This window comes from Bradyrhizobium sp. IC3123, assembly GCF_020193625.1.
Taxonomy (GTDB): Bacteria; Pseudomonadota; Alphaproteobacteria; order Rhizobiales; family Xanthobacteraceae; genus Bradyrhizobium; species Bradyrhizobium yuanmingense.
Map to the genome: position 1 here is coordinate 938,934 of NZ_JADYVF010000002.1, position 15,215 is coordinate 954,148.

Genomic DNA, 15,215 nt, shown 5'->3' on the forward strand with positions numbered 1-15,215 from the left:
GACGGGAGGGAAACGAATGGCGCTGGAGATCAAGATCCTGGACTACGGCGATATCGAGCTGGAATCGAGCTTCCTGGTGCTCGGCCGCGACTGCGGCCGCACCCGCCGCGTCCTCACGCTCGGCTTTTTGATCCTCGGCGGCAAATATCCTGTTGTCGTCGACACCGGCTATCGCTCCAACCAGATCATGGAGACGCTGGGCATGCGCGGGCTCCAGTACCATGAGAACATGATCGAGAACCAGCTCGCGCGCCACGGCGTTCGCATGGGCGACGTTCGCTTCGTCTGCCACACGCATTTGCATATCGACCATGCCGGCAAGGACGACCTGTTTCCGATGAACACGACCGTCGTGCTCAACCGCAAGGAGCTCGAATATTCCGTCTCCGGCCTGATGCATCCGCAATATCCCGCGCCAGACATCAAGCACCTGATCGACCGGCTGCATACCAAGAGCGCGCTGCGCTTCCTGGACCTCGAGATCACCGGGCCGATCGAGCTGATGCCCGGCGTCTATTGCGACGCCGCCAACGCGCACACCGAGGGCTCGATGAACATCATCGTCGAGACCGCCGACGGCATCGCCACCATCTGCGGCGACGTGATCTACGACTTCAACGACCAGATCGTCACGCCCTTCCATGAGATCCACGATTGGGAGCCGCGTACCACCGGCAACCATGGCACCACCAAGCGCGCGGAAAAGGCGGCGATCAAAAAGCTGCTGAGCAGCTCGCGTTACCTGCTCCCGGTCCACGACCGTCCCGCCAAGATCGAAGGCGGCAATGTCGTGGGGCGTCTGCACGATCAAGTCCCTGGCCCGATCGTGCAGTCGCTGCCCGAGCGCAACTGGTTCCCGGCTTGACGTTGTCGAGGATCGACCGATGACGCATGTGACGTTGCGAAGCGAGTTCGAAACCCTGATCGACCCCTATGCGCCGGTTGCACAGATCGGCACTGGCTTCGACTTCACGGAAGGGCCCATCTGGCATCCGATCGATCATTATCTGCTGTTCTCGGACATGCCGGCCGACGTGCGGCGGCGCTGGGATACGCGGCGCGGGGTCGTCGAGGTCAAACGCCCGTCGAACAAATGCAACGGCATGACCTATGACGCCGAGCTCAATTTGATCGTCTGCGAGCACGCGACCTCGTCGCTGATCCGCGAACGCCCGGACGGACGGCGCGAGGTGCTGGCCTCGCATTTCGGCGGCCAGGAGCTCAACAGCCCGAACGACGTCTGCGTGCACTCATCCGGCGCGATCTATTTCTCCGATCCATGGTATGGCCGCATGCCGGTCTTTGGTCTCGAGCGGCCGCGCCAGCTCGGCTTTCAGGGCGTCTACCGCGTCGTGCCGGGCGGCGAGCCGAAGCTCGTGGTCGAGCGCAGCCTGTTCGACCAGCCGAACGGGTTGTGCTTCTCGCCGGACGAGAGGCTGCTTTATGTCAACGACACCGTGCAAGCGCTGATCCGCGTGTTCGACGTCAACAGCGACGGCTCGCTGTCCAATGCGCGCGTGTTTGCGAGCGGCATCAAGTCCGAGCTCGAGCCTGGCTTGCCCGACGGCATGAAATGCGATCAGCACGGCAATGTCTGGGTCACCGCCCCCGGCGCCGTCTGGGTCTATTCGCCGCGCGGCGAACTGCTCGGCAAGGTCCGCGTGCCGGAGCTGGTCGCCAACCTCGCCTGGGGCGGGCCGGATTTCCGCACGCTCTATCTCACCTCGACCCATTCGGTATATGCGATCCCGACCCGGGTCGGCCCGCGGCATGAGCCCTATATGAGCGGCAGGCGCGCTGGCGGCGGAACAAGCCCGGGCTCATCGCCAGCCGCGCCTATTCTGAGCGAGGGCGAGATGCGGCTCGATCCGCAACGCTGCGCCATGATCATCCAGGATCTCCAGAACGACGTCATCATGGACGGCGGGGCTTTCTCCGAGTCCGGCGCGCCGGGTCATGCCAAGCAGCAGCATGTCGTGGAGAATGTGCGGCGCCTGGCGGAAGCCGCACGCGCCCGCGGCGTCACCATCATCCATGTCTGGTTCGTGGTCGAGCCCGGCGCGCCCGGCGTCACACTGAACGCTCCGCTGTTCGAAGGTCTCGTCGACAGCAAGGCGATGGTGCGCGGAAGCTGGGGCGCGGCTCCCGTTTCAGGTCTCGAGCCACGGCCCGGCGATTTCGTCGTCGAGAAGATGCGGATGAGCGCCTGGGAAGGCACGCGGCTGGAGACGATCCTGAAAGCGACCGGTCGCGACATGATCATCAATACCGGCGCCTGGACCAACATGTCGATCGAGCACACGGCGCGGACCGGCGCCGACAAGGGCTATTTCATGATCGTTCCCGAGGATTGCTGCTCGACCATGAATGCCGACTGGCACAACGCCTCGATCAACTTTGCCATGCAGAACGTCGCGGTCGTGACCAGGGCCGACGCCGTGATCCGAGCGCTGGGATGAGCTGTGGCAAAGCTCCTGCACTTGTCCTGCTCGCCGCGCGCCGAGGCCGAATCGACGGCCGGCGCGCGGGTCTTTCTCAATGGCTTCCGCCAGGCCCGGCCGGATTGGGACATTGATGTCGTGGACATCTGGCGTGAGCGGATGCCGGAATTCACCGGTCCGATCGTCGAAGCCAAATACGCCCGCATGAAGGCTCAGGCCTTCACCGATGCGCAGCGCGACAGCTTTGCCGAGGCCGAGCGAATGGCGCTGCGCTTCTCGCTCGCCGACCGGGTGCTGATCTCGACCCCGATGTGGAACTTCGGCCTTCCCTACAAGCTCAAGCAGTGGTTCGACATCATCGTCCAGCCCGGTCTCACCTTCCGGTTCGATCCGTCGCAGGGATATCTGCCGCTGCTCAAGGACCGGCCGACGCTGGTGATCATCGCCAGCGGCAGCGATTTTGCCACCGGCATGAACCGCGGCCGTATCGATATGGCAACGCCCTACTTACGGGAGATCCTGCGCTTCATCGGGATCAGCAATGTCCGCTTCGTCCTGATCGGTCCAACCACGGGACCACAAGCGCCGATCGATGCCGCCCGCGAACGGGCCCATCAACGTCTCGCTGCAATGGCCGCGACCTTCTGAAGCGCGATGGCGGCGTGTCGAGCCGGATCAGATCAGGCTCGACTTGCCCCGGCTCAGCACCTGGCCTGCGCCTTTGGCGCCGACGATCCGGCCCTCGCTGCAGACCACCTCTCCCCTCGCGATCGTCGTCACCGGCCATCCCGTAACCTCGAAACCTTCCCAGGGCGTGTAATCCGCGCCGTGATGCAGATCGGCCTGCCGGATCGGCTTCTTCAACTTGGGATCCCAGAGAACGATGTCGGCATCGAAGCCGACGCCGATCGAACCCTTCCGGGGATAGAGACCGTAGATGCGGGCGTGGTTGGTCGCGGTCAGCTCGACGAACTTCTGCAGGGTGATGCGGCCCTTCGAGACGCCTTCGGAGAACAGGATCGGCAGCCGCGTCTCGACGCCGGGGATGCCGTTCGGCACCCAGCGGAACGAGGTACGGGCGTTCGGCGTCAGCTTGCCCTTGGGATCATCGTAGCGGAACGGGCAGTGATCGGACGAGAAGGTCTGGAACACGCCCGACGTAATGCCCTCCCAGATCGCCTCCTGGCTCTCGACATCGCGCGGCGGCGGCGAGCAGACGTATTTCGCGCCCGTAATGTCCATGTTGAGGCCCTTCATGTCGTCGGCCGTCAGCGTGATGTATTGCGGGCAGGTCTCGGCATGAACGGGCAGACCGCGCTGCTGCGCCCAGCGTACCTGCTCCATCGCCTCGCGTCCGGAGACGTGCACGATCATGATGGGAACGCCGATCACCTCGGCATGGCTGATGGCCCGGTGCGTCGCCTCGCGCTCGACCGCCTGCGGCCGCGAGGTGCCGTGATAATACGGCGCGATATGACCTTCGCGCTCCAGCTTGCTGGTCAGGAAACGGATGGCGTCGTAGCCCTCGCAATGGACCATGACCAGCGCCTCCTCGCGGCGCGCGACCTCGAAGACTTCGAGCAGCTGCTTGTCGCTGAGCACGAGGTCGTCATAGGTCATGAACACCTTGAACGAGGTGTAGCCGTCCTTGACCAGCGCCGGCAGCTCCTGCCCGAGCACCACGGCAGTCGGATCGGAGATGATGAGATGGAAGGCGGTGTCGATGTAGCACTCACCTTCGGCGAGCTTGCGATAGTTCTCGACGCAGCTGCGCAGCGAGGTGCCCTTCTCCTGCAGCGCGAAGGGCAGCACCATGGTGTTGCCACCGGCTGCGGCTGCGCGCGTCGCCGAGGCAAAATCGTCGGCCATCACCACGTCGGGGCCCGAAGGCTGCGAGATATGGACGTGGCTGTCGATGCCGCCCGGCAGCTCCAATAGGCCCGTCGCATCGATCTCGCGCGCTGCGCCCGCGATGCTATCGGCGATGCTGACGATGCGGCCGTCGCGAATGCCGATATCGGCGCGAAACTCGTCGCTGGCCGTCACGATGGTGCCGCCGCGGATGGCGAGGTCGAGCTGCGTCACTGATGTCTCCGTCACTTGATGTCTGGTATTGCCTGGAAGATCCGTCCCCATTGTGCAAGGGCCGTCACATCGCCGCCGGCGAGGCGGAGGGTCCGCCACAGCGTCACCGCGACCGAATCGAGCACGGCGATATCCAGCTCCCGCTCCAGCGTAGCCGCAAGCGCCGCACCATCGAGATTGGTGCAGAGGATGACGATCGCGTCAGCCCCCTCCGCCGCTACGGCGCGGATCATATCCGTGATCGTCGACGGCGTGACCTCGCCGAAGGAAAAGTTGTCACGCAAGCCGAGATGCCGCTCGGCATGCGGGGTGATCCCCTCCTCGGCCCAGACCTCTGCGATGCGCCGCTGCACGTCGTCGGTATAGGGCGAGACCAGGCCGACTTGCCTGGCGCCGAGCGCGCGGGCGGCATCGATGCAGGCCAGGGTCGATGTCGTTGCCGGCACATTTGTGCGGGCCGTGATCGCCTCGCATAGGCTGCGGTCGCGGCCGATGCCGAGCCAGCTTGCGGACGTGCCGTTCCAGGCGATCGCATCGACCTTGGCATCCGCCAGCAAGTCCGCAGCCGGAAGCATCACGGATGCATCGAACTGGCTCAGCGCGGCGGCGTCGAGCGCGATCTCGGTGACGCGGAAGCGCGAGAAATGCGCGGTGACGCCGGAGACACCGGCCAGCATAGCGCTGGTGACGGGCTCGAGCACCGAGTTGGAGGACGGCGTGATCATGCCGAGGCGCTTGCGCATGGCTGACATCGATCACAGTCGCTCCGTTGCCGCAGGGAGCATCAAACGCTCCCTCGAAACGATCATCGGCATCCCCGGCGCCGTGCGCAACCCGCAATTTGCATACTGCATACAATTTGTTCGATATGCATTTGTTTTACGCCACATACGTCGCCTATTTGAGCATCGCGTTCGGCTCGGTATGGCTAGGATGAGTTGCAAGCAGGAAGCCTCGCGTGCAGCAAAAATCCGAAACGAACCCGGCGCGAAAGTCGCCCAAGCTCAAGCGGATGGGCCTGCATGAGCGCGCCGCCGCGCGGATGCGGACGATGATCATTCGCGGCGAGCTTCCGCCGGGCTCGCAGACTCAGGAGACCAAGCTGTCGAAGGAGCTCGGCGTGTCGCGCACCCCCTTGCGCGAGGCGATGAAGGTGCTCGCGGCGGAAGGCTTGATCGAGCTCCGTCCCAACCGCAGCCCGCGCATCGCCGATATCGCGGTCGACGGCATCTCGGAATTGTTCGAGGCGCTCGCCGGGATCGAGCGGCTCGCCGCCGAGCTCGCCGCGGAACGCGCCACCGAGCGCGATCTCGTCCGCCTACGCACGCTGCAGACCCGGATGGAGGGTCATCACCGCAGCGGCAAGCTCGACGATTATTTCGCGATCAACGGCGAAATCCACAACGCCATCGTCCGCATGGCCCGCAACACCCCGCTGCGCGAGGCGCACGAGACGCTGATCTCGCGTGCCGAACGTGCGCGTTATCTCGCGCTCGGCGCCGACAGGCGCTGGAGCAATTCGGTCGACGAGCACGCCGACATCCTGGCTGCGCTCGAAGCGCGCGACGGCGAAGCGGCCGGCCGGCTGCTCGGCGCGCACGTCGCGCGGACCGGCACGGCGCTGCTGGAAGTCCTCGCCGCCTCTCAGGCCAAGCGGCCGGCGGCGTGATCATGAAGCTGCTCCTGCTCAACCCAAATACCAGCACCGAGGTCACGCAGCTGATGCTGGGCGTCGGGCGGCGCGCCGCCTCAAAAGGCACCGAGCTGATCCCCTGCACCGCGACCCGCGGCGTGCCCTATATCGCCACGCGCACCGAAGCGCAGATCGGCGGCGCCATCGCGCTGGAGATGCTTGCCGAGCAGCACAAAAAGGTCGACGCCGCGATCATCGCGGCCTTCGGCGATCCCGGCCTGTTCGCGGCGCGCGAGACCTTCGACATTCCCGTTGTCGGCATGGCGGAAGCCGCGATGCTGACCGCGTGCATGGCCGGACGCCGCTTTGCCATCGTCACCTTCGCGCAGGCGCTGGGGCCCTGGTACGAGGAATGCGTCCGCGCCCACGGGCTGTGGGAGCGCTGCGCCGGCATCCGCATGCTGGATACGCCGTTTCAGGCGATCTCCGAGGTCGGCACCGAGAAGGAAGACATGCTGGTCGAGCTCGCCCGGCGCGCCATCGTCGAGGACGAGGCCGATGTGCTGATCTTTGCCGGCGCCCCGCTCTCGGGCCTTGCCGAGCGCGTCGCCGACCGGATCCCCGTCCCCGTGGTCGATCAGGTCATAGCTTCAGTAAAGCAAGCCGAGGCGCTGCATGCGCTGCGTTTGCGCAAGGCCGTGGCCGGCACCTTCCGCCGCCCCGCCGCCAAGCCGACCATCGGCCTTGCCGATGCGCTCGCCGCCCGGCTCGAGCATCGCGACAGCTGATCAGAGAGGCGGCCGGCGATGCGAAAAACCCAATTCGTTCTCGAGCACGCGGCCGAAGGCAAACAAGCGGGATTCGCATCCCGGCGGTGCGACGATCTGCATGCCGAAGGGCAGCACATTCTCCCCGCGCGGCACCGGCACGGTCAGCACCGGGAAGCCGACCAGCGACACGATGAAGGTCACGGCGAGATAGTCGATCGGCGTCTCCAGCGCGGCCCCATCGATGGCCGTGACGTCGGCGATTTCATTCGGCCAGGGCAAGACCGACGCAGCCGGCGCGACCAGGAAATCGGCGCGAGTGAACAGCTGGCGAAAGCTGCGGTAGATCGCGGTGCGGCGCCGCTCGGCGTCGAGGTAGTTCTGCGCGGACAGTTTTGCGCCGGCTTCGATATTCCAGATCACCGTCGGCGTGAGCTCCGCACGCCGCGTTCTCAGCAACTCGCCGTAAGCGTTGGCGATATGCGCGGCGCGCAAGGTGCGGAAGGTTTCGATCGCCCCGCCGCAATCCGGCGAGGACGGCACGACATCGGCGACACGCGCGAGCGCCTCGCACGCCGCCGCGAAGCGGGCACGAGCCTCGCGCGCAACGGGCGCCACACCGAAATCGGGCGTGACCGCAATCCGGGCACGGTCGGGGACTGGTCGATCATCATCGGTACTGCCGAGCGAGAGCGGATCATGCGGATCGCTTCCGGCGCAGACCGACAACGCGAGTTCGAGATCATCGACACCGCGGGCGAGGAAGCCGTGGGTCGCCAGCATGTCCCAGCCGAGCGGCCGGCGCGGCAATGCAATGCGGCCGGGTGTCGGCCGGATCGAGGCGACACCACAGAAGCTGGCGGGCGTGCGCACCGAGCCGCCGAAATCGGTGCCGTGCGCCAGCGGCACCATGCCAGATGCGACCGCGACGGCAGAGCCGCCGGACGATCCGCCGGAGGTCAGCGCCGGATCGAAGGGGTTGCGTGTCGGCCCGCACAATCTGTTGGTGCAGACCGCGCCGAAGCCGAACTCCGGCGTGTTGGTTTTGCCCAGAATGACCGCGCCGGCACGCCGCAGCCGCGCCACGACGAGATCATCCTCGGCCGGGACGTGATCGCCGAACAGCAGGGATCCGTAAGTCGTCGCAAGTCCCGCAGTGTCAGTGAGGTCCTTGACCGCAATGGGCACGCCGTGCAGCGGGCCCATCGGCGCAGAGGCGGCATCGCACATCTGCGCTGCACGGCGGGCACCATCCGCATCCACCGTCACGAATGCCGCCAATCGGCTGTCGAGGCTCGCCATCCGCGCCAGATGCGCTTCGACGGCCTGGCGGGAGGACACTTCGCGCCTTGCAATGGCGCGCGCGAGCTCTGTCGCCGTGAGGTCGCATATCGATCGATCCGATGTCATGGGGTCACCATGCCAAAACGCTCCGCGAAAAGCGACAGTCGCGGGCACGAGACTTGCTTTCTCCTCTGGGGCAACGGGAGGCAACACCATGGTTGATGCGCCAAGCAGCCGATCGCTTGTCGTCGATGCGGTCACCCACCGGTATCCGAGTGGCGCGCTTGCGGTCGAGAACATCAATCTCGACATCAAGGGCGGCGAGATCATTGCGCTGCTGGGTCCGTCCGGCTGCGGCAAGACAACGCTGCTGCGCATCATCGCCGGCTTCATCGCGCAGACGCAAGGGAGGATCATCATCGGCGACGACATCGTCGATGCGCTGCCGCCGAACAAACGCGCCGTCGGCATCGTGTTCCAGAACTACGCGCTGTTTCCGCACCTGTCGATCAGCGAGAACGTCGCCTACGGCCTCGCCGCCCGCGGCATCGACAAGGCGACGCGCCAGCGCGAAGCGCAGCGCCTGCTCGAGCTGGTGCAGCTACCGGCTATGGCCGAGCGGCTGCCGCGGCAGCTCTCCGGCGGCCAGCAGCAGCGCGTTGCGCTCGCCCGAGCGCTCGCGATCAAGCCGTCGATCCTGCTGCTCGACGAGCCCTTCGCCGCGCTCGACAAGAATTTGCGGCTGGACATGCAGATCGAGGTCAAGCGGCTGCAGCGCGTTTCCGGCATCACCACGCTGATCGTGACGCACGACCAGGAAGAAGCGCTGTCGATGGCCGATCGTGTTGCGGTGCTGAGCCATGGCAAGCTCGAGCAGTTCGGCTCGCCATCGGACGTCTACGATCGTCCGCAGACGCTGTTCGTCAACACCTTCGTTGGCTCCACCAACCGCATGCCCGGCATCGTGGTCTCAGCGGACCGCACGGCAGCAAAGGTGCGCCTCGATGCCGGCGCGGAGATCATCGCGCGTCCCGCGGGCGGTGCGCTCAGCGAGGGCGGCCGCGTCACCGTCTGCATCCGCCCCGAGCACCTGCAATTCGTCGGCGATGAGACCGGCTTTGCCGGCGTCGTTGGCATGTCGCTGCCGCTGGGCGCCACCGTCGTGCACGAGGTCACCACGGCCGATGGCTCCGGCGTCAAGGTTTCTCAGGCGCGCATCGGCGAGACGCGCGCCCTGGAGAGCGGCGCTGCGGTGCGCCTCGCACCGCTCGCCCCATCGCTCGCCAACGCCTTTCCCGCAACGCTTTAGATCCAGTCTTTGTCCAGAGGGGAGTTTGATATGATCATGAATCGCAGAAGCCTGCTGACCACGGCGCTCACGCTCGGGGCCATGAAGGCGTTTCCAGGCCTGAGCTACGCCCAGGCGCGTCCGCTGGTGTTTGCGACCTTCACCGGCAGCTGGGAGGAAGCGCACAAGGCCGTGCTGGTGCCGGCGTTCCGCAAAGCCAATGCGGACGCCGCGATGGTGCTCGATCCCATGCTCTCTGTCGACCAGATCGCCAAGGTCAACGCAGCGAAAGCAAATCCGCCGATCGACGTCATGCTGCACGATCCCGGTCCTGCCCTCGTCGCCGTCGGCCAGGATCTGGTCGAGCCTTATCCGGTCGAGAAGAGCGCGTACTACAAGGACCTGATCGCCGAGGCACAGGAGCCGATGGGCCCCGCCCCGTTCTTCCAGGTCGTCGGCCTCACCTACAATCCGGAAGCGGTCAAGACGCCGCCGACGTCGTGGGCCGATCTCTGGAGGCCGGAGTTCAAGGGCCGCGTCGGCATCACCAACCTCAACTCGACACTCGGCACCGGCTGGCTGGTCGAGATCGCCAAGATGCGCGGCGGCTCGGAGGCCAATGTCGATCCGGGCTTCAAGGCACTGGAGGAGCTCAAGCCCAATCTCGCCGCGGTCGCCGCCAATCCCGGCGCGCTCGCGACCCTGTTCCAGCAGGGCCAGATCGACATCTCGCCCGGCAATTTCAACGCCATCCAGATCCTGAAAGCGCGTGGCGTGCCGGTCGAGTTCGTGGCGCCGAAGGAAGGCGCCATCGCCTTCAAGACCACGATTCACATCGTCAAGAACTCACCGAACCGCGAGCTCGCCTTCAAGCTGATCGAGGCGGCCCTGACGCCGGAGGTGCAGACCACGCTGATGAAGCCGCCCTACCTGATCGTGCCGACGAATTCCAAAGTGATGATGGGCGGCGAGATCGCGCGCGTTCTGGCCAAGGACACCGCCGAGCTGAAGAAGAAGTTCGTGTTCCAGGACTGGAAGAAGATCAACGAGCAGCGCTCGGCCTGGATCGAACGCTTCAACCGCGAGATCAAGATCTAAAACCTCGAGGTTCAAGCCATGGGCGCAGCGCCGGCAGCACGGGACGTGACGTCCTACGGAATGGGATTGGCAGCGCCGCTGGCGCTGTTCTTCCTGGTCTTCTTCGTCGCGCCGCTGCTGCAATTGTTCTGGCTCTCGCTGCACAACGACACGGCCGGGCTCCATTGGGGGCTCGGCCAGTACCTGCACTTCCTCACCGATCCCTTCAGCCTCGGCGTGCTCGGCTCGACGCTGCTGCTGGGCGCTGAGGTGACGGCCGTCTGCCTCGTGCTCGGCTTTCCCATCGCCTGGCTTTATCAGCGGGTCGGGCCAAAGCTTCAGACCGTCATCATCCTGATCGTGCTGCTGCCGCTTCTGACCAGCGTCGTGGTCCGGACCTTCGCCTGGATCGTCATCCTGGGTCGCCAGGGCATCATCAACGCGACACTGCAATCGCTCGGCTTGATCGATACCCCGCTCAAACTGCTCTACACCCAGTTCGGCGTGGTGATCGCGCTGGCGCAGGTGCAGATGCCCTTGATGACGCTGCCGCTGATCACCGCGCTCGGCCGCATCGATCCCAATCTCGACGATGCCTCCTGCTCGCTTGGCGCCGGAAGCTGGCGCACTTTCTTCCGGATCTTGCTGCCGCTGTCGCTGCCCGGAATCATCGCCGGCTGCACGCTGACCTATGCCGCCGCGATCACCGCCTTCATCACCCAGTCGCTGATCGGCGGCGGGCAGATGCTGTTCATGCCGATGTATCTCTACCAGCAGGCCTCGACGCTGCAGAACTGGCCGTTTGCGGCCGCGATCTCGATCATCTTCCTGCTCGCCGTGCTCGCGGTCGTCTCGGTCTTCACCACGCTCGGCCGCATGTCGCGCGGCTATGGAGGCGCATGATGAGCGGCCGCAAGCGCACGCTCGAGGCGATCAGCTTCGAGCTCGTCATGACCGTGATCGCGATGATCGCGCTTCTCATCATCATCGCCCCCTCGCTCGTGGTGCTGATCGTCTCCTTCACCAGCAGCTTCTCGCTGCGCTTCCCGCCGCCCGGCTATTCGCTGCGCTGGTACGTCGAGCTGTGGAATGCCTGGCAGCTGCATTTCGCGGCCAAGAACAGCCTGATCGTGGCGCTATGGGCGACCGGCCTGTCCGTTACCCTTGGCGTCGCCGCGGCGCTGGCGATCTCGCGCTCGCGGACGCTGTCGGCGCGGCTGCTCGATTCGCTCTTCATGTCGCCGCTGGTGCTTCCCGCGCTCGCCTTCGGCCTCGCCGCCCTGATGCTGTTCTCGCTGGTCGGCCTGCCCGTGTCGCCGCTGACGCTGGTGATCGGCCACACCGTGGTCTGCGTGCCCTATGTCGTGCGCAACACGGTCGCAGCGCTGGCCCAGCTCGAGCCGACCCTGCTCGAAAGCTCGGCCGTGCTCGGCGCCAGCCGCCTCTACACGTTCCGCCGCATCGTGCTGCCGCTGATCCGGCCGGGCATCATCGCGGGCGCCTTCATCGCCTTCATGTCGTCCTTCGACAACGTGCCGGTCTCGCTGTTCCTGCGCGATGCCGCCACCGACATGCTGCCGATCCGGATGTGGCAGGATCTCGAAGGCAAGCTGGATGTCACCATCGCAGCCCTCTCGGGCGTGCTGATCATCGCCACCGTCGCGCTGGTCGCGGTGATGGAGCGCGTCACCGGCCTGTCGCGGCGGCTGACCAACTGATCAGGCGCCGCGGAACAGCGAATAGCCCCAGCGCGTGAATTTCAGCGGCAGATGAAAATGCTCATCAACGTTCTTGATGCGAAAGCGGAACGGCGTCACGGTGAGGAAACCGTCGCGCTCGCCAAAGAACTCGCCGAGATGAAACAGCACCTCGTACGCGCCTTCCGTCACACCGGCACCTTGCGCGACGGCATGATCGAGCACGCCGTTGGCGCCGAGCCGCCCGTCGGCGATGCGCTGGGACTCCGGATCGATCCGCCAGATCTCGACGCGCAGCCCCTGCGCCGGACGCCCGCTCGCGACATCGACCGCGTGAATGGAAATACCGCCTGCCACAATGTTCCTCCCATGAGCACGCCGCCATGGTAGACGGAAACACGGCCGCTCGGCCAGCACCCGCGCTGCTGCCGGCGCTGGGCGCGATGACCGCACTGCAGGCCCTGGTCGCGCTGGCCTTGTTCGCGCCCGGCGTGGTCGCCCCTCGCGCCCATATCGAGGTCTGGCAGCTCTCGATGTTCTCCGCCGCCGTGTTCGCGGTCGGCATCCCCGCCTCGTTCTGGGGCGGCGGCTTCATCGCGCGCCTTGGCTCGCTGCGGATCGCGAGCCTGTGCGCGGCGGCCATCGTCGTCGGCATGGCGCTGGCTTCGCTCGGGACGAGCGCCGCCCTGCTGGCTGCGGGCCTGTGCATCGGCCTCGCGATGGGACCCGAGACGCCGGCGAGCGCGGCGCTGCTGGCGCGGCTCGTCACTGCCGAGCGGCGCGCCTTCGTGTTCTCGGTGCGCCAGACCGGCAACCAGATCGGCGCCGTTTGCGGCTCGCTGGCCCTGCCCGCGATCGCCATCGTGTTCGGACCGGTCTGGTGCTATGCGGCCGTTGCTGCCTTGGCGCTACTGGCGATCGCGCTGTTCGAACGGTTGCGGCCGGCCTATGCCGGCAAGGTCGCCCCGCCGCCAAAGCTCGATCTCCGCGCGCGGGTGGCGCTGGTGATCGCGGACCGGCGGATCGCGATGCTGGCGCTGGCCTCGATGCCGTTCAGCGCGATGCAGGTGTCGCTCAACACGGTCTTCGTCACGCTCGGCACACGCGAGCTCGGCCTCAGCCATATCGAATCCGGCATGGCGCTCGCCTGCGCGCAAGCCGGCGGCCTGATCGGCCGTCTCGGCTGGGGCTATGTCGCCATGCGGCTCGATGCCTCGCGCGCCGTCCTCGTCGTCATCGGCCTCGGCATGGCCTTCTGCGCCGCGCTGCTCGGCCTGAATGGCGCTTCGCTCGGCCGCAGCGGACAATTCATCATTGCCGCATTGTTCGGCCTGACGGCGTCGGGCTGGAACGGCGTCTTTGTCGCCGAGATCGCCCGCCTCGCCCCGCAGGACCGGATCGGCGAGACCACCGGCGCGGTGCTGACCGCGTCCTATGCCGGTCTCCTTGCCGCGCCCGCGCTGGTGTCGATCCTGGATGGCGTGGCCAGCCTCGGCATGGCCTTCTTCGCCCTGGCGTGCCTTGCCCTTGGCGGTACATTGGCGTTGATCTGGGGAGGCCATGACAACGCGGACAAATAGCGCGCGCGAGATCGCCGCCGACGTCAGCGCCGGGCGGACCAATGCCGTCGAGACCGCGAAAGCCGCGCTCGGCCGCATCGAGGCCGCCAAGCCCTTGAACGCGGTCGTCACAATCGATCCCGCACGCACGCTGGCGGATGCTGCGGCGGTCGATGATCGCCTGCGTATGGGCGAGATCATGCCGCTCGCTGGCGTTCCCGTGATCGTCAAGGACAACATCTGGGTCGGCGGCTGGCGCGTGACGCAGGGCTCGCACCTGTTCGCCGATTTCATCGCGCCGCGCGATGCCATCGCCGTCGAGCGGCTGCGCAAGGCCGGCGCCGTCGTCGTCGGCATCGGCGCGACGTCCGAGTTCGCCTGCAAGGGCGTCACCAGCTCGCAACTCTACGGGCCGACGCGACATCCGCTCGATCCCGCGCTGACGCCCGGCGGCTCATCCGGGGGCCTGGCCGCAGCGGTGGCGGCCGGCCTGGTGCCGCTGGCGATCGGCACCGATGCAGGCGGCTCCAGCCGCAGGCCGCCGGCGCATGTCGGGGTCGCCGGCTTCAAGCCGTCCTACGGCGCGATCCCCTATGGGCCAGGTTTCGCCGAGCCCTTCTTCGGCCTCTCCGTCATCGCGCCGATCGCATCGGACGCGGCCGATATCGCGCTGGCGTTTGAAGTCATGGCCGGCGCCGATCCGCGCGATCCGGAGTCTGCCGTCGTGGTGCAGCAGGCCAAAGACATCGGCAGTCAGCGCATCGCGTTCTCGCCGCGCCTTGGTCTCGACGTCGCGATTGACGACGTCGTCGCGAATGGCCTCGCCGCCGCCGTCAAACGGCTTTCCGCAGCAGGTTTGCACATTACACAACGCGATCCCGCCTGGCCGGCAGGCGCCACGGAGGATGCGATCATGCCGCTGCAGCATGCGGGGCTCGCGGCACTCCACGGCGGACGCTTTCGCAAGGATCCGACTGTCTTCGATCCTGACATCGCCAAGCAGATCGAGCGAGGTCTCTCCTGGTCGGGTGCGGAGGTCGCCGCAGCGCTGCTTGCGAGCACCGCGATCGCCAACGCCTTCGCCGCGTTCTTCGCTGAGGTCGACCTCCTGCTGGCGCCGACCGTCCCCTGCGTCGCCTGGCCGCTGACGCAGCTCGGCCCTGATATGATCGGCGGAAAGCCCGCAAGCCCGCGGGCCCACGCGGTGTTCACGCCCTTCGTCAATCACGCCCGCCTGCCGGCGATCTCGATTCCGTGCGGAACGGATCGGCGCGGGCTTCCCTTCGGCCTTCAGATCATCGCGGCGCGCGGGCAAGACCGCTCGCTCCTCGCAGCAGCGCAAGAGATCGAAGCGATCTTGCGCAGTGCCTGACGCAAACGGAGA

The 15,215-nt window shown here is 66.4% G+C and carries 15 protein-coding genes; 11 read left to right on the top strand and 4 right to left on the bottom strand.

The features are described 5' to 3' along the window. Positions 1-16 precede the first annotated feature (16 nt). The 3 genes from I6F20_RS09880 to I6F20_RS09890 are packed head-to-tail and all read left to right on the top strand — an operon-like array spanning position 17 to position 3,089. On the top strand, positions 17-865 hold the full coding sequence (locus I6F20_RS09880) for an MBL fold metallo-hydrolase (protein WP_036023756.1): 849 nt from the start codon (positions 17-19) through the stop codon (positions 863-865). 19 nt (positions 866-884) lie between these two features. Further along, positions 885-2,459: an isochorismatase family protein gene (locus I6F20_RS09885; protein WP_225125953.1), complete on the top strand. Its 1,575-nt coding sequence runs from the start codon at positions 885-887 to the stop codon at positions 2,457-2,459. Between the two features lie 3 nt (positions 2,460-2,462). Next, entirely contained in the window at positions 2,463-3,089 is a 627-nt protein-coding gene (locus tag I6F20_RS09890; protein WP_225125955.1) for an FMN-dependent NADH-azoreductase, read from the top strand. A gap of 27 nt (positions 3,090-3,116) precedes the next feature. On the opposite strand, the gene hydA is transcribed toward I6F20_RS09890, so the two are convergent. Both hydA and I6F20_RS09900 read right to left on the bottom strand, forming a co-directional pair. Next, a complete protein-coding gene (gene hydA, locus I6F20_RS09895) occupies positions 3,117-4,577 on the bottom strand; it encodes a dihydropyrimidinase (RefSeq protein WP_225125957.1) in 1,461 nt (486 codons plus the stop codon). Next, positions 4,538-5,278, bottom strand: coding sequence for a maleate cis-trans isomerase family protein (locus tag I6F20_RS09900; protein ID WP_225125959.1), 741 nt, complete (start codon positions 5,276-5,278; stop codon positions 4,538-4,540). The genes hydA and I6F20_RS09900 overlap by 40 nt, the downstream gene beginning before the upstream one ends. Positions 5,279-5,484: 206 nt before the next feature. Here I6F20_RS09900 and I6F20_RS09905 point away from each other — a divergent pair, with 206 nt between their 5' ends. After that, on the top strand, positions 5,485-6,195 hold the full coding sequence (locus I6F20_RS09905) for a GntR family transcriptional regulator (RefSeq protein WP_074448193.1): 711 nt from the start codon (positions 5,485-5,487) through the stop codon (positions 6,193-6,195). Between the two features lie 2 nt (positions 6,196-6,197). Further along, entirely contained in the window at positions 6,198-6,947 is a 750-nt protein-coding gene (locus tag I6F20_RS09910) for an aspartate/glutamate racemase family protein (protein WP_225125961.1), read from the top strand. Here I6F20_RS09910 and I6F20_RS09915 read toward each other — a convergent pair whose 3' ends face one another. Beyond that, positions 6,948-8,336 (bottom strand): amidase, encoded by a 1,389-nt coding sequence (locus I6F20_RS09915; protein ID WP_225125963.1) that lies wholly within the window; start codon positions 8,334-8,336, stop codon positions 6,948-6,950. 88 nt (positions 8,337-8,424) lie between these two features. Between I6F20_RS09915 and I6F20_RS09920 the strand changes: the two genes are divergently transcribed. From I6F20_RS09920 to I6F20_RS09935, 4 genes are read left to right on the top strand one after another with little or no spacing between them, the layout of a single operon-like run. Next, positions 8,425-9,519, top strand: coding sequence for an ABC transporter ATP-binding protein (locus I6F20_RS09920; protein WP_225125964.1), 1,095 nt, complete (start codon positions 8,425-8,427; stop codon positions 9,517-9,519). 30 nt (positions 9,520-9,549) lie between these two features. Next, positions 9,550-10,596 carry an ABC transporter substrate-binding protein gene (locus I6F20_RS09925; RefSeq protein ID WP_225125966.1) on the top strand — a complete coding sequence of 349 codons (1,047 nt, stop codon included), beginning with the start codon at positions 9,550-9,552 and terminating at the stop codon, positions 10,594-10,596. 18 nt (positions 10,597-10,614) lie between these two features. After that, positions 10,615-11,478 (top strand): ABC transporter permease, encoded by an 864-nt coding sequence (locus I6F20_RS09930; RefSeq protein WP_036023719.1) that lies wholly within the window; start codon positions 10,615-10,617, stop codon positions 11,476-11,478. Beyond that, positions 11,478-12,293, top strand: coding sequence for an ABC transporter permease (locus I6F20_RS09935; protein WP_225125967.1), 816 nt, complete (start codon positions 11,478-11,480; stop codon positions 12,291-12,293). Before I6F20_RS09930 ends, I6F20_RS09935 begins: the two co-directional genes overlap by 1 nt. Here the strand turns inward: I6F20_RS09935 and I6F20_RS09940 are convergent, their stop codons facing one another. Continuing rightward, positions 12,294-12,629 carry a hydroxyisourate hydrolase gene (locus tag I6F20_RS09940; protein ID WP_036004970.1) on the bottom strand — a complete coding sequence of 112 codons (336 nt, stop codon included), beginning with the start codon at positions 12,627-12,629 and terminating at the stop codon, positions 12,294-12,296. It lies immediately after the preceding gene. Positions 12,630-12,655: 26 nt separating this feature from the next. Here I6F20_RS09940 and I6F20_RS09945 point away from each other — a divergent pair, with 26 nt between their 5' ends. Further along, entirely contained in the window at positions 12,656-13,852 is a 1,197-nt protein-coding gene (locus I6F20_RS09945) for an MFS transporter (RefSeq protein ID WP_057029903.1), read from the top strand. Continuing rightward, complete coding sequence (locus I6F20_RS09950; RefSeq protein ID WP_225125968.1) at positions 13,833-15,203, top strand: amidase; 1,371 nt, start codon at positions 13,833-13,835, stop codon at positions 15,201-15,203. Before I6F20_RS09945 ends, I6F20_RS09950 begins: the two co-directional genes overlap by 20 nt. Positions 15,204-15,215 lie beyond the last annotated feature (12 nt).

Excerpts from the sequence above, each read along its gene's own strand:
- I6F20_RS09880 (WP_036023756.1), top strand. The coding sequence starts at position 17 with ATGGCGCTGGAGATCAAGATCCTGGACTACGGCGATATCGAGCTGGAA.
- I6F20_RS09885 (WP_225125953.1), top strand. The coding sequence starts at position 885 with ATGACGCATGTGACGTTGCGAAGCGAGTTCGAAACCCTGATCGACCCC.
- hydA (WP_225125957.1), bottom strand. The coding sequence starts at position 4,577 with ATGGGGACGGATCTTCCAGGCAATACCAGACATCAAGTGACGGAGACA.
- I6F20_RS09900 (WP_225125959.1), bottom strand. The coding sequence starts at position 5,278 with ATGTCAGCCATGCGCAAGCGCCTCGGCATGATCACGCCGTCCTCCAAC.
- I6F20_RS09910 (WP_225125961.1), top strand. The coding sequence starts at position 6,198 with ATGAAGCTGCTCCTGCTCAACCCAAATACCAGCACCGAGGTCACGCAG.
- I6F20_RS09915 (WP_225125963.1), bottom strand. The coding sequence starts at position 8,336 with ATGACATCGGATCGATCGATATGCGACCTCACGGCGACAGAGCTCGCG.
- I6F20_RS09920 (WP_225125964.1), top strand. The coding sequence starts at position 8,425 with ATGGTTGATGCGCCAAGCAGCCGATCGCTTGTCGTCGATGCGGTCACC.
- I6F20_RS09925 (WP_225125966.1), top strand. The coding sequence starts at position 9,550 with ATGATCATGAATCGCAGAAGCCTGCTGACCACGGCGCTCACGCTCGGG.
- I6F20_RS09930 (WP_036023719.1), top strand. The coding sequence starts at position 10,615 with ATGGGCGCAGCGCCGGCAGCACGGGACGTGACGTCCTACGGAATGGGA.
- I6F20_RS09935 (WP_225125967.1), top strand. The coding sequence starts at position 11,478 with ATGAGCGGCCGCAAGCGCACGCTCGAGGCGATCAGCTTCGAGCTCGTC.
- I6F20_RS09945 (WP_057029903.1), top strand. The coding sequence starts at position 12,656 with ATGGTAGACGGAAACACGGCCGCTCGGCCAGCACCCGCGCTGCTGCCG.
- I6F20_RS09950 (WP_225125968.1), top strand. The coding sequence starts at position 13,833 with ATGACAACGCGGACAAATAGCGCGCGCGAGATCGCCGCCGACGTCAGC.